Origin of the sequence: Chitinasiproducens palmae (genome assembly GCF_900095735.1) — a bacterium.
Taxonomy (GTDB): domain Bacteria; phylum Pseudomonadota; class Gammaproteobacteria; order Burkholderiales; family Burkholderiaceae; genus Chitinasiproducens; species Chitinasiproducens palmae.
In genome coordinates this window covers 24,194-50,615 of the sequence record NZ_FNLO01000016.1, presented here as the reverse complement: position 1 = coordinate 50,615, position 26,422 = coordinate 24,194, and the positions used below count along the sequence as shown (strand labels likewise).

The window sequence follows — 26,422 nt, the reverse complement described above, 5'->3', positions numbered from 1 at the left end:
AAAATTTTGGTAAATCCTTGATCGGTCCCGTATATTCCGCCTTTGTGAGATCGGTCAGCGCTGTCCCCACGGCGCGGCGCGGCGCAGGCGAACGCCCGGCGCGCCGATCACTTGCAGCGCAAACAACACAAACGGTGTCCCCATGTCCGACGATCAGTTGCTGCCGGCCCCCGGCGTCCATATGCTGCCGAGCCCGCAGGGTTTGTATGACCCCGCCAACGAGCACGACGCATGCGGCGTCGGCTTCGTCGCGCACATCAAGGGCAAGAAAACCCACGAGATCGTCCAGCAAGGCCTGAAGATTCTCGAGAACCTCGACCATCGTGGCGCGGTGGGCGCCGATCCGTTGATGGGCGACGGGGCCGGCATCCTGGTGCAGATTCCCGACGCGTTCTATCGCGAGGAAATGGCCAGGCAGGGCGTGGCGCTGCCGCCGGCCGGCGAATACGGCGTGGGCATGATCTTCCTGCCGAAGGAGCATGCGTCGCGGCTGGCCTGCCAGCAGGAACTGGAACGGACGGTCAAGGCGGAAGGACAGGTCGTGCTGGGCTGGCGCGACGTGCCGATCGATCACGCGATGCCGATGTCGCCCGCGGTCAAGGCCAGCGAGCCGATCATCCGTCAGATCTTCATCGGCCGCGGTCCGGACGTGATCGTCACCGATGCGCTCGAGCGCAAGCTGTACGTGATCCGGAAAACCGCCAGCCACCGCATCCAGGCCCTCAAGCTCAAGCACGGCAAGGAATATTTCGTGCCGTCGATGTCGGCGCGCACCATCGTCTACAAGGGCCTGCTGCTCGCCGACCAGGTCGGCGTCTACTACCGCGACCTGCGCGACGAGCGCGTCGTGTCGGCGCTGGCGCTGGTCCACCAGCGTTTCTCGACCAACACCTTCCCGGCCTGGGAACTTGCCCACCCCTATCGGATGATCGCGCACAACGGCGAGATCAACACGGTGAAGGGCAACGTCAATTGGCTGTCGGCCCGCACCGGCGGCATCTCCAGCGCCGTGCTGGGCGAAGACCTCAAGAAGCTCTGGCCGTTGATCTACCCGGGCCAGTCGGACACCGCGTCGTTCGACAACTGTCTCGAACTGCTGGTGATGGCCGGCTATCCGCTGGTCCACGCGGTGATGATGATGATCCCGGAGGCATGGGAGCAGCATGCCGAGATGGACGACAACCGCCGCGCGTTCTACGAATATCACGCGGCGATGATGGAGCCGTGGGACGGTCCGGCCGCGATTGCGTTCACCGACGGCCGCCAGATCGGCGCGACGCTGGACCGCAACGGCCTGCGCCCGGCGCGCTACTGCATCACCGAGGACGACGTGGTGATCATGGCGTCCGAGGCCGGCGTGCTGCCGGTGCCGGAATCGAAGATCGTCAAGAAGTGGCGCCTGCAGCCGGGCAAGATGTTCCTGATCGACATGGAGCAGGGCCGCATCGTCGGCGACAAGGAACTGAAGGACACGCTTGCCAACGCCAAGCCGTACAAGAGCTGGATCGAGGCGGTGCGCATCAAGCTCGACCAGATCGCGAAGCGCCAGGACGGCGCGCTTGGCACGGCGCTCGGGGCGGCAGACAGTGTGGCGCTGCTCGATCTGCAGCAGGCCTTCGGCTATACCCAGGAGGACCTGAAATTCCTGATGGCGCCGATGGCGCGCGGCGGGGAGGAAGCGATCGGTTCGATGGGCAACGACTCGCCGCTGGCGGTGATGTCCAACAAGAACAAGACGCTGTATCACTACTTCCGCCAGCTGTTCGCGCAGGTGACCAACCCGCCGATCGACCCGATCCGCGAGAATCTGGTGATGTCGCTCGTCTCGTTCATCGGTCCGAAGCCGAACCTGCTCGACACGAACAACATCAACCCGCCGATGCGCCTGGAAGTCGCGCAGCCGGTGCTGGACTTCGACGACATCGCGACGATCCGCGACATCGACCGCTATACCGGCAACAAATTCCGCTCGTATGAGCTGGACATCTGCTATCCGGTCGAGTGGGGCAAGGAAGGCATCGAGGCACGCCTGGCGTCGCTGTGCGCCGAGGCCGTCGATGCGGTGCGTTCCGGCTACAACATCCTGATCGTCTCGGACCGCAAGATGGATCGCGATCAGGTCGCGATCCCGGCGCTGCTCGCCACCTCGGCAGTGCACAGCGAGCTGGTCCAGAAGGGCTTGCGCACCAGCACCGGCCTGGTCGTGGAGACCGGCTCGGCCCGCGAGGTGCACCATTTCGCGCTGTTGGCCGGCTACGGCGCCGAAGCGATTCACCCCTATCTCGCGATGCAGACGCTCGCGACGATGGCGCGCGACCTGCCGGGCGAGCTGTCGCCCGAGAAGGCGATCGCGAACTTCATCAAGGCGATCGGCAAGGGCCTGCTGAAGGTGATGTCCAAGATGGGCATCTCGACCTATATGTCGTACACCGGCGCGCAGATCTTCGAAGCGGTCGGTCTGTCGCGCGCGCTGATCGACCAATATTTCCGCGGCACGGCCTCGAACATTGGCGGCATCGGCATCTTCGAGGTGGCCGAGGAGGCGATTCGCCTGCACCGCGACGCATACGGCGACGATCCGCTGCTCTCGACGATGCTCGACGCGGGCGGCGAGTACGCGTTCCGCGTGCGCGGCGAAAACCACATGTGGACGCCGGATGCGATCGCGAAGCTGCAGCATTCGACGCGCAGCAACTCGTATCAGACGTACAAGGAGTACGCGAACCTGATCAACGACCAGAGCCGCCGTCACATGACGCTGCGCGGCCTGTTCGAATTCAAGGTGGATCCGGCCAGGGCGATTCCGCTCGACGAAGTCGAGCCGGCGAAGGACATCGTCAAGCGCTTCGCGACCGGCGCCATGTCGCTCGGCTCGATCAGTACCGAGGCGCATACCAACCTCGCGATCGCGATGAACCGCATCGGCGGCAAGTCGAACACCGGCGAGGGCGGTGAGGACGAGCGCCGTTATCGCAACGAACTGCGCGGCATCCCGATCAAGTCCGGGCAGACCGTCGCGGGCATCATCGGCACCGACGCGATCGTGCGCGACACGCCGTTGCGCGATGGCGATTCACTGCGTTCGCGGATCAAGCAGGTGGCCTCGGGCCGGTTCGGCGTGACCGCCGAATATCTCGCCTCGGCCGACCAGATCCAGATCAAGATGGCCCAGGGCGCGAAGCCGGGCGAAGGCGGACAGCTGCCGGGCCAGAAGGTCGACAACTACATCGGCCGGCTGCGCTATTCGGTGCCGGGCGTCGGCCTGATCTCGCCGCCGCCGCACCATGACATCTATTCGATCGAGGATCTGGCCCAGCTGATCCACGACCTGAAGAACGTCAACCCGGCCGCCGACGTGTCGGTCAAACTGGTCTCGGAAGTCGGTGTCGGCACCGTTGCAGCGGGTGTCGCGAAGGCGAAGGCGGATCACGTGGTGATCGCCGGGCACGACGGCGGCACCGGCGCGTCGCCGCTGTCGTCGATCAAGTACGCCGGCTCGCCGTGGGAACTCGGGCTGGCCGAAACCCAGCAGACGCTGGTGCTGAACCGCCTGCGCAGCCGTATTCGCGTACAGGCCGACGGGCAGATGAAGACTGGCCGCGACGTCGCGATCGCGGCGCTGCTCGGCGCCGACGAGTTCGGCTTCGCGACCGCGCCGCTGGTCGTGCAGGGCTGCATCATGATGCGCAAATGCCACCTGAACACCTGTCCGGTGGGCGTGGCTACGCAGGATCCGGCGCTGCGCGCGAAGTTCCAGGGCCAGCCGGAACACGTGATCAACTTCTTCTTCTTCATCGCCGAGGAAGTGCGGGAAATCATGGCGCAGCTGGGCTTCCGCACGTTCGAGGAAATGGTCGGCCGCGTGGACCTGCTCGATACCAAGCGCGGCATCGAGCACTGGAAGGCGCGCGGACTCGATTTCGCGAAGATCTTCCACGCCGCCGACGCCGCGTACGACGTGCCGCGCCGCCATCTCGAAGGCCAGGATCATGGCCTGGACAAGGCGCTCGACCACGTGCTGCTGGAGAAGTCGAAGGCGGCGATCGAGAGCGGCGAGCACGTCTCGTTCATCCAGCCGGTTCGCAACCGCAACCGGACCGTCGGTGCCATGCTGTCCGGCGAGATCGCCAAGCGGCACGGCCACGACGGCCTGGCCGACGACACGCTGCATATCCAGCTGAAGGGCACGGCCGGCCAGAGTTTCGGCGCCTTCCTCGCGAAGGGCGTGACGCTCGACCTGGTCGGCGACGGCAACGACTACGTCGGCAAGGGCCTGTCGGGCGGCCGCATCATCATCCGGCCGACCAACGATTTCCGCGGCAAGTCCGAGGAAAACATCATCTGCGGCAACACCGTGCTGTACGGCGCGATCGAAGGCGAGGCCTTCTTCCGCGGGGTGGCCGGCGAACGCTTCTGCGTGCGCAACTCCGGCGCCACCGCCGTGGTGGAAGGCACCGGCGACCACGGTTGCGAGTACATGACCGGCGGCACGGTGATCGTGCTCGGCGAAACCGGGCGCAACTTCGCGGCCGGCATGTCGGGCGGGCTGGCTTTCGTGTACGACCCGGATGCGGCGTTCGCGCAACGCTGCAACCTTGCGATGGTCTCGCTCGATCCGGTCCTGCCGCGCGGCGAGCAGGAGCGCACGGTCGACGAAGCGCTCTGGCACGCCGGCCAGACCGATGAAGGATTGCTCAAGGGACTGATCGAGCGTCACTTCCAGTACACCGGTTCGCTGCGGGCGAAGGCCCTGCTCGAAAACTGGGACGCGGCGCGTCGCCAGTTCGTCAAGGTGTTCCCGCACGAGTATCGGCGCGCGCTCGGCGAGCGCAGCGCGGCCCGCAAGGCCGCCGCGCAGAGCGCGTCGCAACCGGCGAAAACGCCGGCTGCGGTTGCCTGAGTCGTCCGTCCCCGTCATACAGAACAAGAGTCGAGCATCATGGGTAAGCCAACCGGTTTCATCGAATTCGAACGGCAGCACGAGCGCTACGAAGCGCCGGTCGCCCGGCTGAAGCACTACAAGGAATTCGTCTTCGCTTTGTCCGACGAGGCGGCGGGCGTGCAGGGCGCGCGCTGCATGGACTGCGGCATCCCGTTCTGCAACAACGGCTGCCCGGTGAACAACATCATTCCGGACTTCAACGACCTGGTGTACCGGCAGGATTGGCGTCAGGCCATTGAGGTCCTGCATTCGACCAACAACTTTCCAGAGTTCACCGGCCGCATCTGTCCGGCGCCGTGCGAAGCGGCCTGCACGCTCGGCATCAACGAGGACCCGGTCGGCATCAAGTCGCTCGAACACGCGATCATCGACAAGGCGTGGAGCGAGGGCTGGGTCAAGCCGCAGCCGCCCGCCCACAAGACCGGCAAGCGGGTTGCGGTGGTGGGCTCCGGCCCGGCCGGGCTGGCGACCGCCCAGCAACTGGCGCGCGCCGGCCACGACGTGACGGTCTTCGAGAAGAACGATCGGATCGGCGGGCTGCTGCGCTATGGCATTCCCGACTTCAAGCTCGAGAAGTGGCTGATCGACCGGCGCGTGCGCCAGATGGAAGCCGAAGGGGTGACCTTCCGCACCAGCGTGTTCGTGGGCCGCGAGGCGACGCCGTCGTTCGTCAACAACGCCGCGCGCGAGACGGTCACGCCGGACCAGTTGCTCGGCGAGTTCGACGCGGTCGTGATTGCCGGCGGTTCGGAAACACCGCGCGACTTGCCGGTGCCGGGCCGCGAGCTGGCCGGCGTGCACTATGCGATGGAATTCCTGCCGCAACAGAACCGGGTCGACGCCGGCGATTCGTTGGCCGACCAGATCAAGGCGACCGGCAAGCGCGTGGTCGTGATTGGCGGCGGCGATACCGGCTCGGACTGCGTGGGCACCTCGAACCGCCATGGCGCGAAGAGCGTGATGCAGTTCGAATTGCTGCCGCGCCCGCCCGAAGCGGTCGACGTGCCGCTGGTCTGGCCGTACTGGCCGACCAAGCTGCGCACTTCGTCGTCGCACGAGGAAGGCTGCGAGCGCGACTGGTCGGTTGCAACCAAGCGCTTCGAAGGCAAGAACGGCAAGCTGGAGAAGCTGGTCGCGGCGCGCATCGAGTGGAAGGACGGCAAGATGCAGGAAGTGCCGGGCTCGGAATTCGAGATCAAGGCGGACCTGGTGCTGCTGGCGATGGGCTTCGTGGCGCCGGTGGCGACGGTGCTCGATGCGTTCGGCGTCGACAAGGACCCGCGCGGCAACGTGCGCGCCAGCACCGAGGGCGACAAGTCCTACGCCACCAGCGTCGACAAGGTGTTCGCGGCCGGCGACATGCGGCGTGGCCAATCGCTCGTCGTCTGGGCGATCCGCGAGGGCCGCCAGTGCGCGCGCGCGGTCGACCAATACCTGATGGGCAGCACGGTCCTGCCGCGCTGAGCGGACCACGCCGTCCGGTGATCCGGACGGGCGGCCCCGCCGGGTCGCGCGCGCGTCCGCGCGGGCCTGTCATCGGCGCCGGCGGCGGTCCCGGCGGCTCTACCCTCAACGGCTCCCTCGCCAGCGGCGACGGGAGCCGTTTGCTTTTCGGTCATCGGCCGCGCCACGGTTTGCTGCTACGCTGTGAACGGACATTCATGCGGTCGGCCGACAGCGGGCCGCGACAGCGGGCCACGACTGCGGGGAGAAAGATTATGGCAGGCATCGGCATTGCGCTGCTGGCGCTGGCCGCCGTGCTGTGCGGCTGGCGCGGGCTTCGTGCTCCGCGCAACGTGCTGGCCGGGCTGGCCGTCGCGGCCTTGTTGCTGTGCGGAAGCGGACTGGCGCCGTGGTTGTTGCTCGACAAGCTGCAGGATGGCTATCGCGGCGTCCACCGGATTGCCTGGCGCGCCGACAACGTGATCGTCCTGCTGGGCGCCGGCAATGTCCGCTCGCCGGTCGCGGGCCAACCGTTGCCCGGCACGATGGCCTATTCACGCATGCTCGCCGCGCTCGCGCTGTATCGGCAGTGCACCGCCGGCCGTGCCGGCCCGGCGGGCGGCGCAACGTCCGCGACGACTGCGCCACCCGCTTCCGCAACGACTGCCGCGGCGGCCCCGGTCGTTGCCGCGTCCGAGACCAATGCGCTCGGCCGGGTGCCGTCCTCCCAGATTGCCGCGGCGCTCGAAGCATCGGCGGCAAGCGGCGCCGAGGCGGCGGATGCCGCGAGCGGCGCGAGAGATGCCAGAGACGCGAGAGACGCGAGCGGCGCGAAAGACGCGAAAGGTGCCGCCGCGCGCGCGGGCGCCGCGCCGACCGATGCCGCGATACCGGGCGAACTGCCGGGCGCGATGAACGCGATGCGCATGGCGGCGCGCAAGCCGGCGGCCACAGGCGCGGCGTCCGCGCCGCGGCGCTGTACGGTCATGGTCAGCGGTGGCGACCCGCAACGCCTGGGACGCAGCGAGGCCGCCGTTTACGCGGACTACCTGCTCGCCGCGGGCGTCGCGCCGGCGGATCTCAAAACGGAGCCGACCAGCCGCAATACGCGCGAGAACGCCCACCACGTCGCCGCGCTGCTGGCACGCGACACGGCTGTGCGCGAGTCGCACGACGCCAACCGGCCCGTGGCGGCGCCGCGCAACGGCGCCGATGCCGCGGTGGATGCGAACGCGCCGCAACTGGTGCTGGTCACCTCGGCCTTCCATATGCGCCGGGCGCTGCTCGACTTCGCGCATTTCGGTGTCGGTCCGATTCCGGTCGCCAGCGACCGGGTCGGGCCGCGCGCCTCGCCGCTGGCCTTCGACTGGAACCTTGCGATGACCGACGTCGCGCTCGTCGAATACCTTGGCATCGCGCGCTATTTCGTCTACGGCGCGCTCGGATGGAACCCGCCGCCAGGGCCGCCCGCGGTGGACGACGCTGGCGCGCGCTGATCGACCGAACAGCGACCGGATACCGGTCGAATACCGGTCGATTGACCATCGAGCAACCGCCGATTAGGCGTCAATCAACCGACGATCAAGCCCTGCGGCCGTCGGGGCTGTGCGCGATGACCTGCGTCGTGCCGCCGGTTTCGCCGATCTCGACCAGCGTGTCGTGGAACGCGTAGAGCGCTTCCCGATGCGCGACGCTGACGATCGCGGTCTGCGGCAGTCGTTCGAGCAGCAAGGTATACAGCCGCTGTTCGCTCACCGGATCGAGCGAGCTGGTCGCTTCGTCGAGGAACAGGTAATCGGGCCGCTTCAACAGCACGCGCGCGAACGCAATGCGTTGCTGCTCGCCCGGCGAGAGCCGGTTGGCCCAATGCTCCTCGCGATCGAGCAGTTCGCCGAGCCCATCGAGGCCGACGGCGTGCAGTGCGTCGCGGCACGCCGCGTCGTCGTGGGCGGAAGCCGGGCTCGGGTAGGCGAGCACCACGCGCAGGCTGTCGATCGGCATGTACGGCCGCTGCGGCACGAACATCAGTTGGGCATCGACCGGAATGTCGATGGCGCCCGCGCCGAACGGCCAGAGGCCGGCGAGCGCGCGCAGCAGGGTGCTCTTGCCGCTGCCGGAGGGGCCGCGGATCAGCCAGCGCGAGCCTCTCTCGATCGCGATGTCCGCAACGGCGCTGAGCGTGCGTCCGTCGGGGCGTGCCAGCACCAGGCCGCGCGTCGCGACCGCGGGCGTCGGAGCGCGATGCAGGTGGATGCCGCCGTGCTCGGTGGCCGGCGACACGCGTTCGGCGAAATGCTGTCCTTCCAGCACGCGTTCGAACTCGCGCAACCGGTTCACCGTGGCGCGCCAGCCGGCCAGCGTATCGAAATTGTTGATGAACCATGACAGCGAGTCGCTGACCGTGCCGAACGCACGACTGATCTGCATCAGCACGCCGAACGTGTAGGCGCCCGCGAAGTAGCGCGGCGCGGCGACGGCGATCGGGAAGATGATCGCGATCTGGCCATAGAAGGACGAGACGAAGGAAAGGCGACGCGTGTAGCGCATCACCATCTTCCAGTTGTCGCGGATGCGCGAGAACAGCGTGCGGGCATGGGCGCTCTCGACCGCCGTGCCGTCGTACAGCGCGATCGGTTCCGCGTTCTCGCGGACCCGGATCAGTCCGAAGCGGAAATCCGCCTCGACGCGCTGCTGCTGGTAGTTGATCGACACCAGCGGCCGGCCGAAGCGCTGGATCACCAGCGAACCGAACACCGCGTAGATGGCGGCTGCCCAGACCATGTAGCCGGGAATCACGAGCTGATGTCCGGCGACGTTGGCCAGCAAGGGGCCGCTGATCGCCCACAGGATCGTCACGAACGATGCCAGTGTGACGAGGGTCGAGATCAGGTCCAGCGTCAGGCCGAGCGTCGTGCTCGCCAGCGACTGAAGGTCGTCGCTGATCCGCTGGTCGGGGTTGTCGGCCAGCCGGTCGCGCTCGATGCGGTAGAACGCGCCGCCACCCAGCCAACGGTCGAGGTAGACGCCGGTCAGCCAGCGCCGCCACCGGAAACTCAGCATCTGACGGAAGTACAGCGCGTACACGGTCATCAGGATGAACGCGAAAGCGAGCACCGTGAAACGTGTCAGCAGCTCACCGAATGCCGCGATGTTCTTGCCTTGCAACGCGTTATAGAAATTGGCGCTCCACTCATTGATCTGGACATTGACATAGACGATGGCCAGATTGAGGGCGATGATCAATGCCAGCAGGCCGCGCGCGACCCAACGATCCTCCGACACCCAGTACGGCTTGATCAGCGACCAGGCGGATATTTTCTTTTCTTCCACGCAATCATCCTGTGTGATGTGACGGCGGGTATGCGACCCGCCAGGCGCGATGCGCGCGCCAACGAGGGACGGCGCGCGAACGGCAGATGCTTCGGACACGCGTGACCGGCAAGCGTTCGATCGGAATGGTCCGTGCCCGATACTGCGGGGCACGTCTTAAACGCGCCTTAAGGATAAGCCGGCTGACACGCGCCGCGCTGTGGCGCGTCGCGCCGAGCGTCGCGAGCGGTCTCGAACGCGGTGCTGGCTGCTTAACAGGGGCGACGATCTATGTTGTAATCCAGTCGACGAAACAGGGGTGTCTGCCGCGCACCGGTACGATCCGGCGCGCGCTTCGTGCAGGCTGAGAGAGACTCTTCGGACCCGATCCGGATCATGCCGGCGTGGGAAGTTTCGATGGCCCGTCCGGGTCGTCCTGCTCCATGCCGGCCCGCGCGCGCGTCCTTGGCCATTCTCCCCCAGTCCTGCCCCCATCCGTACAACCGGTGACGTCGGCGCCGCCCCGTGCGCGCCCGAGCGTCGAGCAAGAGATGACTTTCCGATTCGATTATGCGGTGCTGGGCGGCGGGCTCAGTGGGCGTCTGCTGGCCTGGCGGCTGGCCGGCGGCGGCGCCCGCGTCGCGCTTTACGAGGCCGGCGCGGCCGATGGCAGCGGTGCCGCCGCGTGGGTGGCCGCGGCGATGCTGGCGCCGCTGGCGGAAGCGGCGGTCGCCGAACCGCTGATCGCGGCGCTTGGCGACGCCTCGCTGGCGGCGTGGCCCGGCGTGCTCGCCGCGCTGCCGAGGCCGGTGTTCTTCCAGCGGGAGGGCACGCTGGTCGTCTGGCATGCGCGCGATCGCGCCGAGGCCACCATCTTCCGTCAGCGGCTGACCAACAATGCACCGCCGGCGCTCCTCGCCGGCGGCATCGAGCCGCTGGACGCGGCGCGGCTGGCAAGCGTCGAGCCGGCGCTGAGCGGCCGCTTCGGGCAGGGCCTGTTGCTGCCGCACGAAGGCCAGCTGGACAATCGGCAGTTGTTGGCCGCGCTTGGCGCCGGCCTGGCCGAGCGCGGCGTCGCGTGCCACTTCGGTCAGGCCGTCGCGCACGCGCCGGTCGAGGCGGCGCTGACCCTTGATTGCCGCGGGCTGGGCGCACTGGGCGCCATTGCCGGGCTGCGCGGCATCCGCGGCGAAGTGGCCCGGGTGCGCGCACCGGGCATCGGGCTGCGTCGCCCGGTGCGCATGCTGCATCCGCGTTATCCGATCTACATCGCGCCGAAGCAGGACGACGTCTACGTGATCGGCGCCACGGAGATCGAGGGCGACGACCGTTCGCCGGTCAGTGTCCGGTCCGCGCTCGAACTGTTGTCGGCGGCGTTCTCCCTGCATCCGGCCTTCGGCGAGGCGCGCATCCTGGAGCTGAACAGCCAGAGCCGGCCGACGCTGGCCGACCATCGGCCGGCCATCTTGCTCGAAGGGGGGCGCATGATCCGTCTCAACGGCCTGTATCGCCACGGCTACATGCTCGCGCCGGCAGTGACGGAGCTGGCGGCCGGGCTCGCCCAGGCAGTGCTGGCCGGGGACTGTCACAATGCCGAGACGTTCTCGGCCTGGCGCGCGCGCAGCGCATGGCCGGCGCTGCTTCACCGCGCCGAGGCTCAAGCGGCGTGAGCAGGCGAGGCGGGTGCCCGTCCGCGAGGCCCATGCCGAATCGTTCTATCGTTCCCAGTACATCGTCAGTATGGAAATCCTGATCAACCAACAGCCGGTCGAGGTGTCCGAGCCGGCCAGCGTGGCCGACGCGCTGCGCGCGTTCGACGCGAAGCCGCCATTTGCGGTCGCCTTGAACGGCCGCTTCGTCGCGCGAGCCAACCATGCCGACGCGAAACTGGCCGCGGGCGACCGGCTCGAGATCGTGCAACCTGTCGCCGGAGGCTGAGATGGCACCCGCATTTCCGGATTCGCTCCGGCTGTATGACCAGTCGTTCGACAGCCGCTTGCTGCTCGGCACGTCACGGTATCCGTCGCTGCAGTCGCTGACCGAAGCGATCGCGGCCGCCAGGCCGGCGATGGTGACCGTCGCGCTGCGCCGGCAACTGGCGGGCGAGGGTAGCCACGTCGGCCTGTTCGAGGCGCTGAAGGCGCAGCAATGCGTGCTGTTGCCGAACACCGCGGGCTGTCATGCCGTCGAGGAGGCGTACACCACCGCGCAGATGGCCCGGGAGGTGTTCGAGACCGACTGGATCAAGCTGGAGCTGATCGGCGACGACTACACGCTGCAGCCCGATCCCTTCCAGTTGGTCGAAGCGGCCGGCCGCCTGATTGCCGATGGTTTCAAGGTGCTGCCGTATTGCACCGAGGACCTGGTCGTCGCCCAGCGGCTGCTCGACGCCGGCTGCCAGGCACTGATGCCCTGGGGCGCGCCGATCGGCACCGGCAAGGGCGTGGTCAACCCCTACGGCCTGCGCGTTCTGCGCGAACGCCTGCCGGCAACGCCGTTGATCGTCGACGCGGGGCTGGGCCTGCCCTCGCACGCTTGCCAAGTGCTCGAATGGGGTTACGATGGCGTGCTGCTCAACACGGCGGTATCGCAGGCAAACGACCCGGTGAGAATGGCCGGCGCCTTTGCCGGCGCGGTCACGGCGGGTCGGGCCGGCTATCTGGCCGGGCCGATGCCGGAGCGCGACGCGGCGCATGCATCGACGGCGGTCGTCGGTACCCCTTTCTGGCACCAGGCGGAGGCCTTATGAATCGCATGAAGCTCGACGAGCGCATCGTCGGCGTGGACGATACCGGTCTGCGCGAGGCGGCGCGCGCATTGCGCGAGCAACTCGGCGTGTGGCCGGTGCCGCAGCCCGACGCGCCGCGCTGGCGCGTGTGCGCCGAACCTGCGTTGGTCGCCGGCCCGCATGACATCGCGCTCGGCGCGCTCGTGTTGAGCGAGCCGGCGGGCGCCGCGCTCGCGATCGACGAAGGCGTGACCGCGCTGACGCTGGGCGAGGCACGCTACCGGTTCGCGGGCGAGCGCCCGGCCGATTGGCTGGCGGCGTTCGTCGCCTATCTCGACTGCGACTTCGAGCCGCAGGATGCACTGTGCGCGGCGCTCAGCGGCGAGCGCGGCGCTGGCTGGCCGCTGTCGCTCGACGCACTGCCGCGGATCGACGGCCTGCCGACCTTCGCCGCGTCGTTCCCGGGCTGTCCGGAGAAGCTCGGCCTGTATCCGGTGGTGCCGAACGCCGAATGGATCGACCGCCTGGCGGCCCTTGGCGTCAAGACCTTGCAATTGCGCATCAAGGCGCCGGTCAACGCCGATGCGCTGCGCGGCGAGATCGATGCGGCCGTGGCCGCCGGTGCGCGGCATGGCGCGCACGTCTACATCAACGACCACTGGCGCGAGGCCATCGACGCCGGCGCCTACGGCGTGCACCTGGGCCAGGAAGACCTGCTCACCGCCGACCTCGGGATGATCGCCTCCGCCGGTCTGCGGCTGGGCCTGTCGACGCATGGCTTCTACGAGATGAAGGTGGCCGACCACTTCCGCCCCAGCTATCTCGCGATCGGCTCGATCTTCGCGACCCCGACCAAGGTTGTCGCGACGCCCCCGGTAGGGTTGACGCGGCTGGGACGTTACGTCGACACCGTGGCGGGACGCTACCCGACCGTGGCGATCGGCGGCATCGATCGGGTCGCGCTGCCCAGCATTCTGTTGACCGGGGTTGGCGGCGCCGCCGTGGTGCGCGCGGTGACCGCGCCAGCCGATACCGCGGCGGCCGTGGCGCAGTTGCAGGAGGCGTTCGACGCGCTCTGACGTCCGCCGAAGCGCTTGGATGTCTTCGGACCGGCGGCGCGCGGCTGCGCCATGGCGGCCGGCGCGCTGCCCGTCGCCGGTCTCGCCCGGTCGTCTGCGGATCAGTGTCTCGGGGCCAGCGGCTTCCGCCGCCGTTCGACCGCCAACGCGCGATATCGGTCGCCATCCGCGCCAAGCAGCGCGTACGGCCGACTTTAACGCGTGAAAGCAAACCCCTTTATAATCCCCGGTTGCTTACCCCTCATCACCGGGAATCGTCCTCGTAAGGGCTGCATTCATTCGGGTTCGCGCGGCGCCAGCCGCGTTCATGCGTCCCCGCCGATGCCGCTCGCGACCTCGATTCGGTCTCCAATGAACCGTGCCTAGTCCAGATACCCTGCTCGAATTACGAGACGTCGATTTCGGTTATGCCGAGCGTCTGGTGCTCTCCGGGCTCAATATGCGCTTCCGGCGCGGGCAGGTCGTCGCGGTGATGGGCGGTTCCGGCTGCGGCAAGACCACGGTGCTGCGCCTGATCGGCGGCCTGGTCAAGGCGCGCTCCGGCACGATCGATTTCGACGGCCGCGACATCGGCACGCTGGACCGCAAGGGTCTGTATGAAGTGCGGCGTCGGATGGGCATGCTGTTCCAGTTCGGCGCGCTGTTCACGGACCTGAGCGTGTTCGAGAACGTCGCCTTCCCGTTGCGCGAGCACGCCGACCTGCCGGAGCCGGTGTTGCGCGACCTGGTGCTGATGAAATTGAACGCGGTCGGGCTGCGTGGCGCCCGCGACCTGTTGCCGTCCGAGATTTCCGGCGGCATGGCGCGCCGCGTGGCGCTGGCCCGGGCAATCGCACTGGACCCGCAGGTGATGATGTACGACGAACCGTTCGCGGGCCTGGATCCGATCTCGCTGGGCATCACGGCCAACCTGATCCGCACGCTGAACGCGGCGCTCGGCGCGACCACGATCCTGGTGACGCACGACGTGCCTGAATCGTTTGCGATCGCCGACTACGTCTACTTCATCGCGAACGGCCACATCGCCGCCGAGGGCACGCCCGACGAGCTGCGCCAGACCAGCGACCCGGCGATCCGCCAGTTCATCGACGGCGCGCCGGATGGCCCGTTCCGCTTCCACTATCCTGGCGCGGCGCTGGCCGACGACTTCGGCCTCGCCGCTTCGGCCGACAGGAGACTGCCATGATCAGCGCACTCGGTCGCTGGACCGTCGATGCGCTTGGCGCGCTCGGCTACGGCGCGCGGATGTTCGTGCGCCTCGTGCTGCTGCTGGGCACGGCGGTCACCCGCCCGCGCCTGGTCATCAAGCAATTGAATTTCGTCGGCAACTATTCGTTGCTGATCATCGCCGTGTCCGGCCTGTTCGTCGGCTTCGTGCTCGGCCTGCAGGGCTATTACACGCTGGTCCGCTATGGCTCCGAGCAGGCGCTCGGCATGCTGGTCGCGCTGTCGCTGGTGCGGGAACTGGGGCCGGTGGTCACGGCTCTGCTGTTTGCCGGCCGCGCGGGCACGTCGCTGACGGCGGAGATCGGTCTGATGAAGGCCGGTGAACAGCTCTCGGCGATGGAGATGATGGCGATCGATCCGCTGCGCTATGTGCTCGCGCCGCGATTTCTGGCCGGCATCATCGCCATGCCGTTGTTGGCGGCCATCTTCAGCGCGGTCGGCGTGCTCGGCGGCTACGTCGTCGGCGTGCTGCTGATCGGCGTGGATCCAGGCGGTTTCTGGTCGCAGATGCAGGGTGGCGTGAGCGTGCTGGCGGATGTCGGCAATGGCGTGCTGAAGAGCGTGGTGTTCGGCGTGGCCGTCACCTTCATTGCGCTGTATCAGGGCTACGAAGCCAAGCCGACGCCGGAAGGGGTGTCCCGGGCGACCACGCGCACGGTGGTGTACGCGTCGCTCGGTGTGCTCGGGCTGGACTTCCTGATGACAGCACTGATGTTCGGTAATTGAACGCTGAAGCGCACGCGGGATTGCAACGCGGGCGCGCACCCATGACGCACGATCGCCACATGAAGCGCGTTCGTGGCGAAAACGATTCGCAATAGGAAGCGAAATGAAAAAGAACTCCCTCGATTTTCTGGTCGGCGTGTTTGTGCTGATCGGCTTTGCGGCGCTGCTGTTCCTGGCGCTCAAGGTTGGCAACATGAGCGGCCTCAGCTTCCAGCCGACATACGCGGTGAAGATGCGCTTCGACAACGTCGGCGGGCTGAAGGCGCGCGCGCCGGTCAAGAGCGCGGGCGTGGTGGTTGGGCGCGTCACCTCGGTCGGCTTCGACGACAACGCGTATCAGGCGCTGGTCACCGTCTCGATCGACAAGCAGTTCCAGTTCCCGAAGGACTCGTCGGCGAAGATCCAGACGTCGGGCCTGCTCGGCGAGCAGTACATCGGGCTGGAGCCGGGCGGTGACGACAAGATGCTGGCCAACGGCGACACGATCACGATGACGCAGTCGGCGCTGGTGCTGGAGAATCTGATCGGGCAGTTCCTGTATGGCAAGGCGGCGGACATGGGCGCCGCCAACAACGGCGCGTCCGCTGCGGGCGCGGGCACAGGTGCCGCGGCCACGCCGGCGGCGCCGGCCGCCAACCCCGCCCTCGCCGGTGCAGCAAGCGGTACGGCCGGCGCATCGGCGCCGACACCCTGACACGGAAAAAACAATGAACAATACTTTGCGGCTCACGATCGCCACGGCATCGCTCGCCGTTGTCGCGGGATGCACGACGGTGCGCGCGCCGAGCCCGGCCGACCCGTTCGAAGGCTTCAACCGGGGCGTGTTCGCGTTCAACGAAGGGGTCGACAAGGCGGTATTGCGCCCGGTCGCAAAGGCCTACGTGTGGGCCTTGCCGCAGCCGGTGCGGACCAGCGTCTCGAATGTCTTCTCGAATATTGGCGACGTGCCGGTCGCGGCCAACAAGTTCCTGCAGGGCGACATCGCCGCGGGCGCCGAAAGCCTAATGCGCGTGGTCATCAACACGGTGTTCGGCGTCGGCGGCCTGTTCGACGTCGCGACGCTGGCCAAGTTGCCGAAGCATCAGGCGGACTTCGGTACCACGCTGGGACACTACGGCGTGCCGCCGGGCCCCTATCTGATGCTGCCGCTGCTCGGCCCGAGCACCGTCCGCGACGCGGTGGCCCTGTACCCGGACTGGTACGCGACGCCGACCTCGTACATCGATTCCTGGCCGATCAAGGCGACGCTCACGGGCGTGCACATCGTCAGCCTGCGCGCTTCGCTGCTGGATACGACGGACCTGCTGTCCGACGCCGCGCTCGACAAGTATTCGTTCCTGCGTGACGCCTACCTGCAACGTCGCCAGTACCTGATCAAGGGACCGAACGCGGAACTGCCGAACTACGACGATCCGGAGGCCGACGGTGACGCGGCCGCCCCGGCGACCGGCACGACGCCGGCACCGGTCGGTGGCGGCGCGGGGGTGGGCGGCGCGGACGCGATCACGAACTCGCCGCCGGGCAACGCCGCTCCCGCGCGTTGAACGATGAGCGGCCGGGCGCCTGAATCGGGCGTCCGCGGCTGGTCTGGCGACCTGGCGACGGCCAAGCGTTGCCACGCTGCGCCGACGCCGGGTCGCCGCAACCATGCGTTGCGCTGCGTTGCGTTACGTTAAGGCGGCATGCAAGCCATCGGGCCGGCCTGTCCTCCGCACCATGTGCCGCATCGGCGTGGCCTTCGCGCCGACCGGTGCCGCCGGCGGGTCCCATCGTTGCGGAAGGTTGGCGATGGTGGCGGAAGGTTGCCGACCGGCAAGCCGCGGTCGCGCTGCATCGGCCGGCAAGCCGGCGCTTCATCGTAGAACGCCGGTCAATTAGAAAGGAGGAGCGGGCGCGATTCGTGCTCACCGTTCCCCATTGCCCCAGAGCAGAGGATTGTTTAAATGAAGAAGATGATGATGGCGCCATTGCTGGCGTGCATGATGGCGTTCACCAGCGTCGGTGCGTACGCGCAGGCGGTCGACAGCAGCCAGCCGGACGCGCTGATCAAGACCGTCACGACGGAAGTCATGAACGAGGCCAAGTCGGATTCCTCCGTTCAGTCCGGCGACATCGGCCGCATCACGCAGCTCGTCAACCAGAAGATCCTGCCGTACACGGATTTCGAACGCACTACGCAACTGACGATGGGCCGCTACTGGCGCCAGGCGACACCGGCGCAGCGCCAGCAGGTCACCGAACAGTTCAAGACGCTGTTGATCCGCACGTATTCGGGCGCGATCGCGCAGATCCGCAACCAGACGGTGCAGTATCTGCCGTTCCGCGGCCAGGATGGCGCGAGCGACGCGGTCGTGCGCACGCAGGTCAACAACAATGGCCAGCCGGTCGAACTCGACTATCGTCTGACGAAGACGGCGCAGGGCTGGCGCGTCTATGACATCAATGTTCTCGGTGCCTGGCTGATCCAGGCGTACCAGCAGCAGTTCGCGCAACAGATCCAGCAGAACGGCATCGATGGTCTGATCCGCTTCCTGACCACGCGCAATCAGCAGCTGGCCAACGGAAACGGTTGACCATGTATCAGGTAGGCAACACGCTGACGTTCGCGTCGGTGCGTGGGGCGCTGGCCGACGGGCTGGCGCACATTTCGAGCGGTGACGAGTCGTTTCACCTCGGTCAGCTCGCCGAGTACGACTCGGCCGCGCTGGCGGTGCTGATGAGTTGGCGCCGCGCGGCCGCCGCGCGCACGCAGCCGTTGACCTTCGTGGCCCCGCCGGCGGGCCTGCTGAGCCTCGCGCACGCCTACGGCGTAGCCGACCTGCTGTTCGCGCCGGCCGGCTGATTTCGCGAAATCGCCTATAATCGGCGGCTTCCCAATGGCGCGCGGCTGCGCGCCAGCACTGCCTGCTGCCATGTCCGCCATCGAAATCAGTCAGGTCAAAAAGCGTTACGGTACGCTGCAGGCCTTAAAGGGCATTTCGCTGACGATCGAGGAAGGCGAATTCTTCGGTCTGCTCGGCCCGAACGGCGCCGGCAAGACGACGCTGATCAGCATTCTTGCCGGACTGGCCCGCGCCGATGAAGGCCGCATCGCGGTGCGCGGCCACGACACGGTCGCCGATTTCCGCAACGCCCGCCGCATGCTCGGCGTGGTGCCGCAGGAACTGGTATTCGATCCGTTCTTCACCGTCCGCGAGACCTTGCGTATCCAGTCGGGCTATTACGGCCTCAATGCCAACGACGACTGGATCGACGAAATCCTCGAAAACCTCGGCCTTGCCGACAAGGCGAGCGCGAACACGCGCGCACTGTCCGGCGGCATGAAGCGCCGCGTGCTGATCGCGCAGGCCCTCGTGCACCGGCCGCCGGTGATCGTTCTCGACGAACCGACCGCGGGCGTGGATGTCGAGCTGCGCCAGACGCTGTGGCGCTTCATCTCCCGTCTGAACCGCGAAGGGCACACGATTGTCCTGACCACCCATTACCTGGAAGAAGCGCAGGCGCTGTGCAACCGCATCGCGATGATGCGGCGAGGCGAAGTCGTGTCGCTCGAAAAGACGGGCGACCTGCTGCGCCGCTTTGCCGGCCTGCAGTTGAACCTGTCGTTCGCAGCTGGCGACCTGCCTGCCGTCCTGCGGCCGCGCGTGATCGGAACCGGCGCGGAAACGACGGGCTCGGCGGCGGCCGCCGTCTCCGGCAGCGCGCGCTATGCGCTTCGTCTGAACAGCTATGACGATGTCGAGCCGATCCTCGCGCAATGCCGCGAGGCGGGTTGTCGACTGGAAGACATCGAAATCAAGAAGGCCGACCTGGAAGACGTATTCCTGCAATTGACCAGCGAGCCACAGATCAACGGGGCGCGCGCATGACCGGCTTCAGCACACTGCTTTACAAGGAACTGCTTCGCTTCTGGAAGGTGGCGTTCCAGACGGTCTGCGCGCCGGTGATCACCGCGCTGCTCTATCTGACGATCTTCGGCCATGCGCTCGGCTCGCAGGTCCGGGTCTACCAGAACGTCGGCTACGTCAGCTTCCTGGTGCCGGGCCTGATCATGATGAGCGTGCTGCAGAATGCGTTCGCGAACAGCTCGTCGTCGCTGATCCAGTCGAAGATCACCGGCAACCTGGTGTTCGTGCTGCTGGCCCCGCTCGCGCATTGGGAGATGTTCGGCGCGTACGTGATCGCCTCGGTGGTGCGGGGGCTGGTCGTCGGTCTCGGCGTCTTCATCGTCACGCTGTTCTTCGTGCCGATCGCGTTCGCGGCACCGCTCTACATCATTTTGTTCGCGCTGCTCGGCTCGGCGATCCTCGGCACGCTCGGCCTGATCGCCGGCATCTGGGCGGAGAAGTTCGATCAGCTCGCGGCCTTCCAGAACTTCCTGATCATGCCGCTGACGTTTCTGGCCGGCGTATTCTATTCGACGCATTCGCTGCCGCCGCTGGCGCGTACCGCGTCGCACTTCAACCCGTTCTTCTACATGATCGACGGCTTCCGCTACGGCTTCTTCGGCGTGTCGGACGTGGCGCCGACCACCAGCCTGGCGATCGTCGCGGCCTTTTTCACGATCCTCGCCGCGATCGCCGTACGGATGCTGGCGACCGGCTACAAGCTGCGACATTGACCCGCCGGCGGCGCGGTCGTCGCGCGCGGCGCCGGCCGCCGCCGCCCTCAGGCGGCTGCCTTGGCCGCGGCGCCCGCGTCACCACCGTCCGAACGCCCGAAACGTCCAAAACGTCCAAAACGTACCCAACGTCCCGCCGTACAGGAGTCAGCCATGCTGCCTACCCCAGAACAGATCAAGGAATACATCGCCGCCGGTTTGCCGTGCGATCACATCGAGCTGGAAGGCGACGGCCAGCATTTCTTCGCGACCATCGTCAGCGCGGCCTTCGAAGGCAAGCGCCCGATCGCCCGTCACCAATTGGTCTATGGGGCGCTGGGCGACCGCATGCGCGAGGAGATCCACGCGCTCAGCATGAAAACCCTGACGCCTGCCGAATGGCAGGAGGCGCAGAAGTCCGCTTGAAAGCGGGTAAGCTGCGCGTGATGGCGAACCGAACAACGCGCGTGCCGCCGGCTCCCTCGGGCCGGCCCGCGCAGGAGAAACTCTAGAGATGGACAAGCTGTGCATCGTCGGCGGGCGACGGCTCGAAGGCGAGATCGTCGTTTCCGGCGCAAAGAACGCGGCGCTGCCGATCCTGTGCGCGTCGCTGCTGTCGGCCGAGCCGCTCAGGCTGAGCAACGTTCCCGACTTGCGCGACGTCGGCACGATGCTGTGCCTGCTCGAGCAGATGGGCGTCACGGTGACGCGCGACGGCAACGTGCTGGTGCTCGACGGCAGCCGCGTCGACAACCCGGTCGCACCGTATGAGCTCGTCAAGACGATGCGCGCGTCGATCCTGGTGCTGGGTCCGCTGCTGGCCCGCTTCGGCCACGCGCGCGTGTCGCTGCCGGGCGGCTGCGCGATCGGCGCGCGGCCCGTCGATCAGCACATCAAGGGGCTGCAGGCGATGGGCGCCGAGATCAGCATCGAGCACGGCTACATCGAAGCGCGCGCGCCCCGCCTGAAGGGCGCGCTCGTCGTCACCGACATGATCACCGTGACCGGCACCGAGAACCTGCTGATGGCGGCCGCGCTGGCCGACGGCGAGACGGTGCTGGAAAACGCGGCGCGCGAACCGGAAGTCACCGACCTGGCGCAACTGCTGGTCGCGATGGGCGCGCGCATCGACGGCATCGGCACCGACCGGCTGGTCGTGCACGGCGTCGAGCGGCTGAACGGCGCCGAGCATTCGGTGATCCCGGACCGCATCGAGGCTGGCACCTTCCTGTGCGCGGTGGGCGCCGCCGGCGGCGACGTCACGCTGCGCCGTGTCTTGCCGGGGCACCTCGACGCGGTCGTCGAGAAGCTGCGCGAGGCCGGGGTGACCGTCGAAAGCGGCGAGGACTGGATGCGCGTCGCGATGTCCGGCCGCCTGAAGGCCGCCAGTCTGCGCACGTCGGAGTTTCCGGCGTTCCCGACCGACATGCAGGCGCAGTTCATGGCATTGGCGTGCGTTGCCGAAGGCGCGTCGCAGGTCGTGGAGACGATCTTCGAGAACCGCTTCATGCACGTGCAGGAGCTGAACCGTCTCGGGGCGAACATCTCGGTCGACGGCAATACCGCGCTGGTCACCGGCGTCGAGCGCCTGTCGGGTGCCACGGTGATGGCGACCGACCTGCGCGCGTCGGCGTCGCTGGTGGTGGCGGGCCTGGTGGCCGATGGCGAAACGTTCATCGACCGGATCTACCATCTCGACCGCGGCTACGACCGTATCGAGGACAAGCTGCGCGGCGTCGGTGCCAACGTGCGCCGCATCAGCGAAGCAGGGGAGGAAGCATGACGCCGACGCCCGCTGCCGGCGCACCGGCGGCAACGCGCGGTACGCCGTTGACGCTGGCCCTGTCGAAGGGCCGGATCTTCGAGGAGACGCTGCCGTTGCTGGCCGCCGCCGGCGTCACCGTGAGCGAGGACCCGGAAGCGTCCCGCAAGCTGATCCTGCCGACCAGCCAGCCCGACCTGCGCGTGATCATCGTGCGCGCCAGCGACGTGCCGACCTATGTCGAGTACGGCGCGGCCGACTTTGGCGTGGCCGGCAAGGACGTGCTGCTCGAACATGGCGGCAACGGCCTCTACCAGCCGATCGACCTGAACATCGCGCGCTGCCGGATGGCGGTGGCCGTCAAGAATGGCTTCGACTACGAGAACGCAGTCCGGCAGGGCGCCCGCTTGCGGGTCGCGACCAAGTACCTACAGACCGCGCGCGAGCACTTCGCCGCGAAGGGCGTGCACGTCGACCTGATCAAGTTGTACGGCTCGATGGAGCTGGCGCCGCTGGTCGGCCTGGCCGACGCCATCGTCGACCTGGTCAGTTCCGGCGGGACGCTGCGCGCGAACGACTTGCTGGAAGTCGAGGAGATCATGCCGATTTCGTCGCGGCTGGTGGTCAACCAGGCCGCGCTCAAATTGAAGCGCCATGCGCTGGCGCCGCTGCTCGAAGCGTTCGAGCGCGCCAGCGCGGCACGGTGAACGGAGGCGTCATGCCACTGAATATTCGCAAGCTGGATGCGTCGGCGCCCGATTTCGCCGCGTCGCTGCGCGCGGTACTCGCGTTCGAAGCCGAGGACGACCGGGCGATCGATGCGGCCGTCGCCGACATTCTGCTCGACGTGCGCAAGCGCGGCGACGCGGCAGTGCTCGACTACACGCGCCGCTTCGACCGCATCGACGCGGCCGACATGGCGGCGCTCGAGATTTCAAGCACGGAACTCGATGCGGCGCTGGAGGGGCTGGAACCGACCCGGCGCGCCGCGCTCGAAGCGGCGGCCAGCCGCGTGCGGGCTTTCCACGAGAAACAGAAGATCGAGTGCGGCAGCCACAGCTGGCAGTACGCGGAGGCGGACGGCACCGTACTCGGGCAGCGCGTGACGCCGCTGGACCGCGTCGGACTGTACGTGCCGGGCGGCAAGGCTGCCTATCCGTCGTCGGTACTGATGAACGCGATTCCGGCGCAGGTCGCGGGCGTGAGCGAGATCATTATGACGGTGCCGACCCCGGGCGGCGCGCGCAACCCGTTGGTGCTGGCGGCGGCGTCGCTGGCCGGCGTCAATCGCGTGTTCGCGATCGGCGGCGCGCAGGCCGTCGGCGCGCTCGCCTACGGCACGGCCACCGTCCCCGCCGTCGACAAGATCGTCGGACCGGGCAACGCCTACGTGGCGTGCGCGAAGCGCCGCGTCTTCGGCACGGTCGGCATCGACATGATCGCCGGTCCGTCGGAAATCCTCGTGATCTGCGACGGCACGACCGATCCGCACTGGATCGCGATGGATCTGTTCTCACAAGCCGAACACGACGAACTCGCGCAGTCGATCCTGCTGTGTCCGGATGAGGGCTTCATCGGCCGCGTCGAAGCCGCCGCCAATGCCTTGCTCGGCGACATGCCGCGCAGCGCGACGATTCGCGCCTCGCTCGAAGGGCGTGGCGCTTTCATCAAGGTCCGCGACCTGGCGGAGGCGTGCCGGATCGCCAACGACATCGCGCCCGAGCATCTCGAGATCTCGACGCAGGATCCGCAGCAGTGGGCGGCCCGCATCCGCCACGCCGGTGCGATTTTCCTCGGCCGCTTCACCAGCGAGAGCCTGGGTGACTACTGCGCGGGTCCGAACCACGTGCTGCCGACGTCGCGCACCGCGCGTTTCTCGTCGCCGCTTGGGGTCTACGATTTCACGAAGCGTTCGAGCATCATCGAGGTGAGCCGTGCGGGCGCCGAGACGCTCGGCGAGATCGCGGCCGAGCTGGCCTATGGGGAAGGTCTGCAGGCGCACGCCCGCAGCGCCGAGTTCCGCATGCCGGCGCGCAACGCCGATTTCGAGGACCAGGTCGAAGGCGACCGCAACGGCGCCAGCGCCGGAGAGCAGCGATGAACCAAGGTTTGCCGAAGGGGCGCGCGCTCGCCGCGACGATCCGCCCCGACATCCAGGCGATGTCCAGCTATCCGGTGCCCGACGCGACCGGCCTGATCAAGCTGGATGCGATGGAGAATCCCTATCCGCTGCCGCCCGAACTGGCCGACGCGCTGGGCCGGCGTCTGGCCGAGGTGGCGCTGAACCGCTATCCGTCGCCGCGTCCGGTCGCGTTGCTCGACAAGCTGCGGCGCGCGATGAAGGTGCCGGACGCCTGCGCGCTGCTGCTCGGCAACGGCTCGGACGAACTGATCTCGATCATGTCGCTGGCCACCGCGCGCCCGGGAGCCAAGGTGCTGGCGCCGGTGCCCGGTTTCGTGATGTACAAGATGGCCGCGCAGTTCGCCAACCAGACGTTTGTCGGCGTGCCGCTGCGCGCGGACCTGTCGCTCGACACCGAGGCGATGCTCGCGGCGATCGAACGCGAACGCCCGGCGTTGATCTATCTCGCCTATCCGAACAATCCGACGGGTGGCCTGTTCGACGACGCGGCGATGGAAACTCTGATCGCGGCCGCGCCCGACAGCCTGGTCGTGATCGACGAGGCCTATCAGCCGTTCGCGGAGAAGACGTGGATCGATCGCGTGCCCCGCTACGAGAACGTGGCGGTGCTGCGCACCGTGTCGAAACTCGGGCTGGCCGGCATCCGTCTCGGTTTCCTGGCCGCCGCGCCGGCCTGGATCGCCGAATTCGACAAGGTGCGGCCGCCGTACAATGTGAACGTGCTGACGCAGGCCGCCGCCGACTTTTTGCTGGACCATGTCGCGCTCTTCGACAGCCAGGCCGAGACCCTGCGCGCGGAACGTGCCCGGCTCGCCGAGGCCGTCGCCGCGCTGCCGGGTACCACCGTGTTCCCGAGCGCCGGCAATTTCCTGCTGGTGCGCGTGCCGGATGCGAAGCAGGTGTTCGACGCGCTGCTCGGTGCCGGCGTGCTGATCAAGAACGTCAGCGCGATGCACCCGCTGCTGGACAGCTGCGTACGGCTGACCGTCGGCAGCCCGGACGAGAACCAGCGGCTGGTCGCCGCGCTGCGCGACGCGCTCGCCGAATGAAGCGACGCCGGCTTTGGCCGGCGTCCCGCCCCCAACGAACAACAGAACATGCGAACCGCAGAAGTCGTCCGCAATACCAGTGAGACGCAGATCCGCGTCCGCCTCGACCTCGACGGCACTGGCCGGCAGAAGCTGGCCAGCGGCGTGCCGTTCCTCGATCACATGCTCGACCAGATCGCGCGGCACGGCCTCGTCGACCTGGACGTCGAGGCGACCGGCGACGTGGAGATCGACGATCACCACACGGTCGAGGACGTCGGCATCACACTGGGCCAGGCGGTTGCGAAGGCGCTCGGCGACAAGAAAGGCATCCGCCGGTATGGCCACGCCTATGTGCCGCTGGACGAGGCGCTGTCGCGCGTCGTGATCGACTTTTCGGGCCGGCCGCTGCTCGAATTCAATGTGCCGTTCACACGTGAGCGGGTCGGCAACTTCGACGTCGATCTGACCATCGAATTCTTCCGCGGCTTCTGCAACCATGCGGGCGTCACGCTGCACATCGACAATCTGCGCGGCGTCAACGCCCACCATCAGGTCGAGACCGTCTTCAAGGCGTTCGGCCGGGCATTGCGCATGGCGGTTGAACTCGATGCCCGTGCCGCGGGTCAGATTCCTTCGACCAAGGGCAGTCTCTGAACGCGCGGCGGCGGACCGGTCCCGACGCCGCGCGCCTTCCTGCCGCCCACCTGCATCCTTACGTTCTTCCGCCGGACAGGCTCTTTCAATGAAAAACGCGATCGCCATCGTCGATTACGGCATGGGCAACCTCCGCTCCGTTTCGCAGGCCCTGCAACACGCCGCGCCCGAGGCCTCGGTATCGATCGTGTCGTCGCCGCAGGCCATTGCGGACGCGCATCGCGTGGTGTTGCCGGGCCAGGGCGCGATGCCCGACTGCATGCGTTGCCTGCATGAATCCGGCCTTTTCGACGCGGTGATCGCCGCGTCGCGCGACAAGCCGCTGCTCGGTGTGTGCGTCGGCGAACAGATGCTGTTCGACGCCAGCGACGAAGGTGACACACCGGGGCTCGGACTGCTGCCGGGGCGCGTCGTGCGCTTCGATCTCGCCGAGCAGCGCCAGGACGACGGCTCGCGCTTCAAGGTGCCGCAGATGGGTTGGAATCGTGTGCGGCAGGCGCGTCCGCATCCGCTGTGGGATGGCATTGCCGACGACGCTTACTTCTATTTCGTCCATAGCTATTACGCGGTACCGGCCGACCCCGCGCACACGGTGGGGGAGACCGATTACGGCCGTCCCTTCACGTCGGCGGTGGCAGCCGGCAATGTGTTCGCGACGCAGTTTCACCCGGAGAAAAGCGCCGAGGCGGGCCTGCGCCTGTATCGGAACTTCGTCGACTGGCAGCCGTGAAGTGCGCGGCGACCCCGCGGCGCCGGGCAGGCCGGGGCGGTGCGCCGA

Annotated in this window: 22 protein-coding genes, 1 pseudogene and 1 riboswitch; of the genes and pseudogenes, 22 read left to right on the top strand and 1 reads right to left on the bottom strand. The window is 67.6% G+C overall.

Annotation, left to right across the window (positions count from 1 at the left end; genetic code table 11):
- The first annotated feature begins 181 nt into the window (after nt 1-181).
- The 3 genes from BLU54_RS21305 (at nt 182) to BLU54_RS21295 (ending at nt 7,881) form a co-directional block, all read left to right on the top strand.
- A complete protein-coding gene (locus tag BLU54_RS21305) occupies nt 182-4,900 on the top strand; it encodes a glutamate synthase-related protein (protein WP_170845262.1) in 4,719 nt (1,572 codons plus the stop codon).
- Nucleotides 4,901-4,939: 39 nt separating this feature from the next.
- Complete coding sequence (locus BLU54_RS21300) at nt 4,940-6,406, top strand: glutamate synthase subunit beta (protein ID WP_091912824.1); 1,467 nt, start codon at nt 4,940-4,942, stop codon at nt 6,404-6,406.
- Nucleotides 6,407-6,660: 254 nt separating this feature from the next.
- On the top strand, nt 6,661-7,881 hold the full coding sequence (locus BLU54_RS21295; protein WP_091912822.1) for a YdcF family protein: 1,221 nt from the start codon (nt 6,661-6,663) through the stop codon (nt 7,879-7,881).
- An 85-nt stretch (nt 7,882-7,966) separates the two neighbouring features.
- On the opposite strand, the gene BLU54_RS21290 is transcribed toward BLU54_RS21295, so the two are convergent.
- Nucleotides 7,967-9,715, bottom strand: a complete 1,749-nt coding sequence (locus BLU54_RS21290) for an ABC transporter ATP-binding protein/permease (RefSeq protein WP_235838072.1) — start codon at nt 9,713-9,715, stop codon at nt 7,967-7,969.
- A gap of 284 nt (nt 9,716-9,999) precedes the next feature.
- A riboswitch (TPP riboswitch) is annotated at nt 10,000-10,122 on the top strand.
- A gap of 123 nt (nt 10,123-10,245) precedes the next feature.
- Here BLU54_RS21290 and BLU54_RS21285 point away from each other — a divergent pair.
- The 19 genes and pseudogenes from BLU54_RS21285 to hisH all read left to right on the top strand — a co-directional run bounded on the left by BLU54_RS21285 (nt 10,246) and on the right by hisH (nt 26,374).
- Nucleotides 10,246-11,364 carry an FAD-dependent oxidoreductase gene (locus BLU54_RS21285; protein ID WP_091912820.1) on the top strand — a complete coding sequence of 373 codons (1,119 nt, stop codon included), beginning with the start codon at nt 10,246-10,248 and terminating at the stop codon, nt 11,362-11,364.
- A gap of 13 nt (nt 11,365-11,377) precedes the next feature.
- Nucleotides 11,378-11,632, top strand: a complete 255-nt coding sequence (thiS, locus tag BLU54_RS21280; protein WP_407919449.1) for a sulfur carrier protein ThiS — start codon at nt 11,378-11,380, stop codon at nt 11,630-11,632.
- 1 nt (nt 11,633) lies between these two features.
- Nucleotides 11,634-12,443: a thiazole synthase gene (locus BLU54_RS21275; protein ID WP_091912816.1), complete on the top strand. Its 810-nt coding sequence runs from the start codon at nt 11,634-11,636 to the stop codon at nt 12,441-12,443.
- Nucleotides 12,440-13,501: a thiamine phosphate synthase gene (locus tag BLU54_RS21270; RefSeq protein ID WP_091912814.1), complete on the top strand. Its 1,062-nt coding sequence runs from the start codon at nt 12,440-12,442 to the stop codon at nt 13,499-13,501. Before BLU54_RS21275 ends, BLU54_RS21270 begins: the two co-directional genes overlap by 4 nt.
- 358 nt (nt 13,502-13,859) lie before the next feature.
- Nucleotides 13,860-14,687, top strand: a complete 828-nt coding sequence (locus tag BLU54_RS21260; protein WP_091912810.1) for an ABC transporter ATP-binding protein — start codon at nt 13,860-13,862, stop codon at nt 14,685-14,687.
- A complete protein-coding gene (gene mlaE / locus BLU54_RS21255; protein ID WP_091912808.1) occupies nt 14,684-15,454 on the top strand; it encodes a lipid asymmetry maintenance ABC transporter permease subunit MlaE in 771 nt (256 codons plus the stop codon). The genes BLU54_RS21260 and mlaE overlap by 4 nt, the downstream gene beginning before the upstream one ends.
- A gap of 103 nt (nt 15,455-15,557) precedes the next feature.
- On the top strand, nt 15,558-16,148 hold the full coding sequence (gene mlaD, locus BLU54_RS21250) for an outer membrane lipid asymmetry maintenance protein MlaD (RefSeq protein ID WP_091912806.1): 591 nt from the start codon (nt 15,558-15,560) through the stop codon (nt 16,146-16,148).
- Between the two features lie 13 nt (nt 16,149-16,161).
- Complete coding sequence (locus BLU54_RS21245) at nt 16,162-16,998, top strand: MlaA family lipoprotein (RefSeq protein WP_091912804.1); 837 nt, start codon at nt 16,162-16,164, stop codon at nt 16,996-16,998.
- Nucleotides 16,999-17,397: 399 nt separating this feature from the next.
- On the top strand, nt 17,398-18,027 hold the full coding sequence (locus BLU54_RS21240) for an MlaC/ttg2D family ABC transporter substrate-binding protein (RefSeq protein ID WP_091912802.1): 630 nt from the start codon (nt 17,398-17,400) through the stop codon (nt 18,025-18,027).
- 2 nt (nt 18,028-18,029) lie between these two features.
- Nucleotides 18,030-18,296 carry an STAS domain-containing protein gene (locus BLU54_RS21235; RefSeq protein ID WP_091912800.1) on the top strand — a complete coding sequence of 89 codons (267 nt, stop codon included), beginning with the start codon at nt 18,030-18,032 and terminating at the stop codon, nt 18,294-18,296.
- Between the two features lie 70 nt (nt 18,297-18,366).
- A pseudogene (locus tag BLU54_RS21230) lies at nt 18,367-19,093 on the top strand (ABC transporter ATP-binding protein); the annotation flags it as partial.
- A 226-nt stretch (nt 19,094-19,319) separates the two neighbouring features.
- Nucleotides 19,320-20,075 carry an ABC transporter permease gene (locus BLU54_RS21225; RefSeq protein WP_091912798.1) on the top strand — a complete coding sequence of 252 codons (756 nt, stop codon included), beginning with the start codon at nt 19,320-19,322 and terminating at the stop codon, nt 20,073-20,075.
- Nucleotides 20,076-20,228: 153 nt separating this feature from the next.
- Nucleotides 20,229-20,480 (top strand): BolA family protein, encoded by a 252-nt coding sequence (locus BLU54_RS21220; protein WP_091912796.1) that lies wholly within the window; start codon nt 20,229-20,231, stop codon nt 20,478-20,480.
- An 88-nt stretch (nt 20,481-20,568) separates the two neighbouring features.
- Nucleotides 20,569-21,837 carry a UDP-N-acetylglucosamine 1-carboxyvinyltransferase gene (gene murA / locus BLU54_RS21215; protein ID WP_091912794.1) on the top strand — a complete coding sequence of 423 codons (1,269 nt, stop codon included), beginning with the start codon at nt 20,569-20,571 and terminating at the stop codon, nt 21,835-21,837.
- Nucleotides 21,834-22,523, top strand: coding sequence for an ATP phosphoribosyltransferase (hisG, locus tag BLU54_RS21210; protein WP_091912792.1), 690 nt, complete (start codon nt 21,834-21,836; stop codon nt 22,521-22,523). The genes murA and hisG overlap by 4 nt, the downstream gene beginning before the upstream one ends.
- 11 nt (nt 22,524-22,534) lie before the next feature.
- Nucleotides 22,535-23,917 (top strand): histidinol dehydrogenase, encoded by a 1,383-nt coding sequence (gene hisD / locus BLU54_RS21205; RefSeq protein ID WP_091912790.1) that lies wholly within the window; start codon nt 22,535-22,537, stop codon nt 23,915-23,917.
- Nucleotides 23,914-25,008: a histidinol-phosphate transaminase gene (gene hisC / locus BLU54_RS21200; protein ID WP_091912788.1), complete on the top strand. Its 1,095-nt coding sequence runs from the start codon at nt 23,914-23,916 to the stop codon at nt 25,006-25,008. Before hisD ends, hisC begins: the two co-directional genes overlap by 4 nt.
- Before the next feature lie 48 nt (nt 25,009-25,056).
- Nucleotides 25,057-25,644 carry an imidazoleglycerol-phosphate dehydratase HisB gene (gene hisB, locus BLU54_RS21195; protein WP_091912786.1) on the top strand — a complete coding sequence of 196 codons (588 nt, stop codon included), beginning with the start codon at nt 25,057-25,059 and terminating at the stop codon, nt 25,642-25,644.
- Between the two features lie 88 nt (nt 25,645-25,732).
- Nucleotides 25,733-26,374, top strand: coding sequence for an imidazole glycerol phosphate synthase subunit HisH (gene hisH / locus BLU54_RS21190; protein ID WP_091912784.1), 642 nt, complete (start codon nt 25,733-25,735; stop codon nt 26,372-26,374).
- Nucleotides 26,375-26,422: the final 48 nt, after the last annotated feature.

Bases quoted from the DNA above. Each gene is read 5' to 3' on its own strand.
- BLU54_RS21305 (WP_170845262.1), top strand. From the start codon at position 182: ATGCTGCCGAGCCCGCAGGGTTTGTATGACCCCGCCAACGAGCACGAC.
- BLU54_RS21300 (WP_091912824.1), top strand. From the start codon at position 4,940: ATGGGTAAGCCAACCGGTTTCATCGAATTCGAACGGCAGCACGAGCGC.
- BLU54_RS21295 (WP_091912822.1), top strand. From the start codon at position 6,661: ATGGCAGGCATCGGCATTGCGCTGCTGGCGCTGGCCGCCGTGCTGTGC.
- BLU54_RS21285 (WP_091912820.1), top strand. From the start codon at position 10,246: ATGACTTTCCGATTCGATTATGCGGTGCTGGGCGGCGGGCTCAGTGGG.
- BLU54_RS21275 (WP_091912816.1), top strand. From the start codon at position 11,634: ATGGCACCCGCATTTCCGGATTCGCTCCGGCTGTATGACCAGTCGTTC.
- BLU54_RS21270 (WP_091912814.1), top strand. From the start codon at position 12,440: ATGAATCGCATGAAGCTCGACGAGCGCATCGTCGGCGTGGACGATACC.
- mlaE (WP_091912808.1), top strand. From the start codon at position 14,684: ATGATCAGCGCACTCGGTCGCTGGACCGTCGATGCGCTTGGCGCGCTC.
- mlaD (WP_091912806.1), top strand. From the start codon at position 15,558: ATGAAAAAGAACTCCCTCGATTTTCTGGTCGGCGTGTTTGTGCTGATC.
- BLU54_RS21245 (WP_091912804.1), top strand. From the start codon at position 16,162: ATGAACAATACTTTGCGGCTCACGATCGCCACGGCATCGCTCGCCGTT.
- BLU54_RS21240 (WP_091912802.1), top strand. From the start codon at position 17,398: ATGAAGAAGATGATGATGGCGCCATTGCTGGCGTGCATGATGGCGTTC.
- BLU54_RS21235 (WP_091912800.1), top strand. From the start codon at position 18,030: ATGTATCAGGTAGGCAACACGCTGACGTTCGCGTCGGTGCGTGGGGCG.
- BLU54_RS21225 (WP_091912798.1), top strand. From the start codon at position 19,320: ATGACCGGCTTCAGCACACTGCTTTACAAGGAACTGCTTCGCTTCTGG.
- BLU54_RS21220 (WP_091912796.1), top strand. From the start codon at position 20,229: ATGCTGCCTACCCCAGAACAGATCAAGGAATACATCGCCGCCGGTTTG.
- murA (WP_091912794.1), top strand. From the start codon at position 20,569: ATGGACAAGCTGTGCATCGTCGGCGGGCGACGGCTCGAAGGCGAGATC.
- hisG (WP_091912792.1), top strand. From the start codon at position 21,834: ATGACGCCGACGCCCGCTGCCGGCGCACCGGCGGCAACGCGCGGTACG.
- hisD (WP_091912790.1), top strand. From the start codon at position 22,535: ATGCCACTGAATATTCGCAAGCTGGATGCGTCGGCGCCCGATTTCGCC.
- hisC (WP_091912788.1), top strand. From the start codon at position 23,914: ATGAACCAAGGTTTGCCGAAGGGGCGCGCGCTCGCCGCGACGATCCGC.
- hisB (WP_091912786.1), top strand. From the start codon at position 25,057: ATGCGAACCGCAGAAGTCGTCCGCAATACCAGTGAGACGCAGATCCGC.
- hisH (WP_091912784.1), top strand. From the start codon at position 25,733: ATGAAAAACGCGATCGCCATCGTCGATTACGGCATGGGCAACCTCCGC.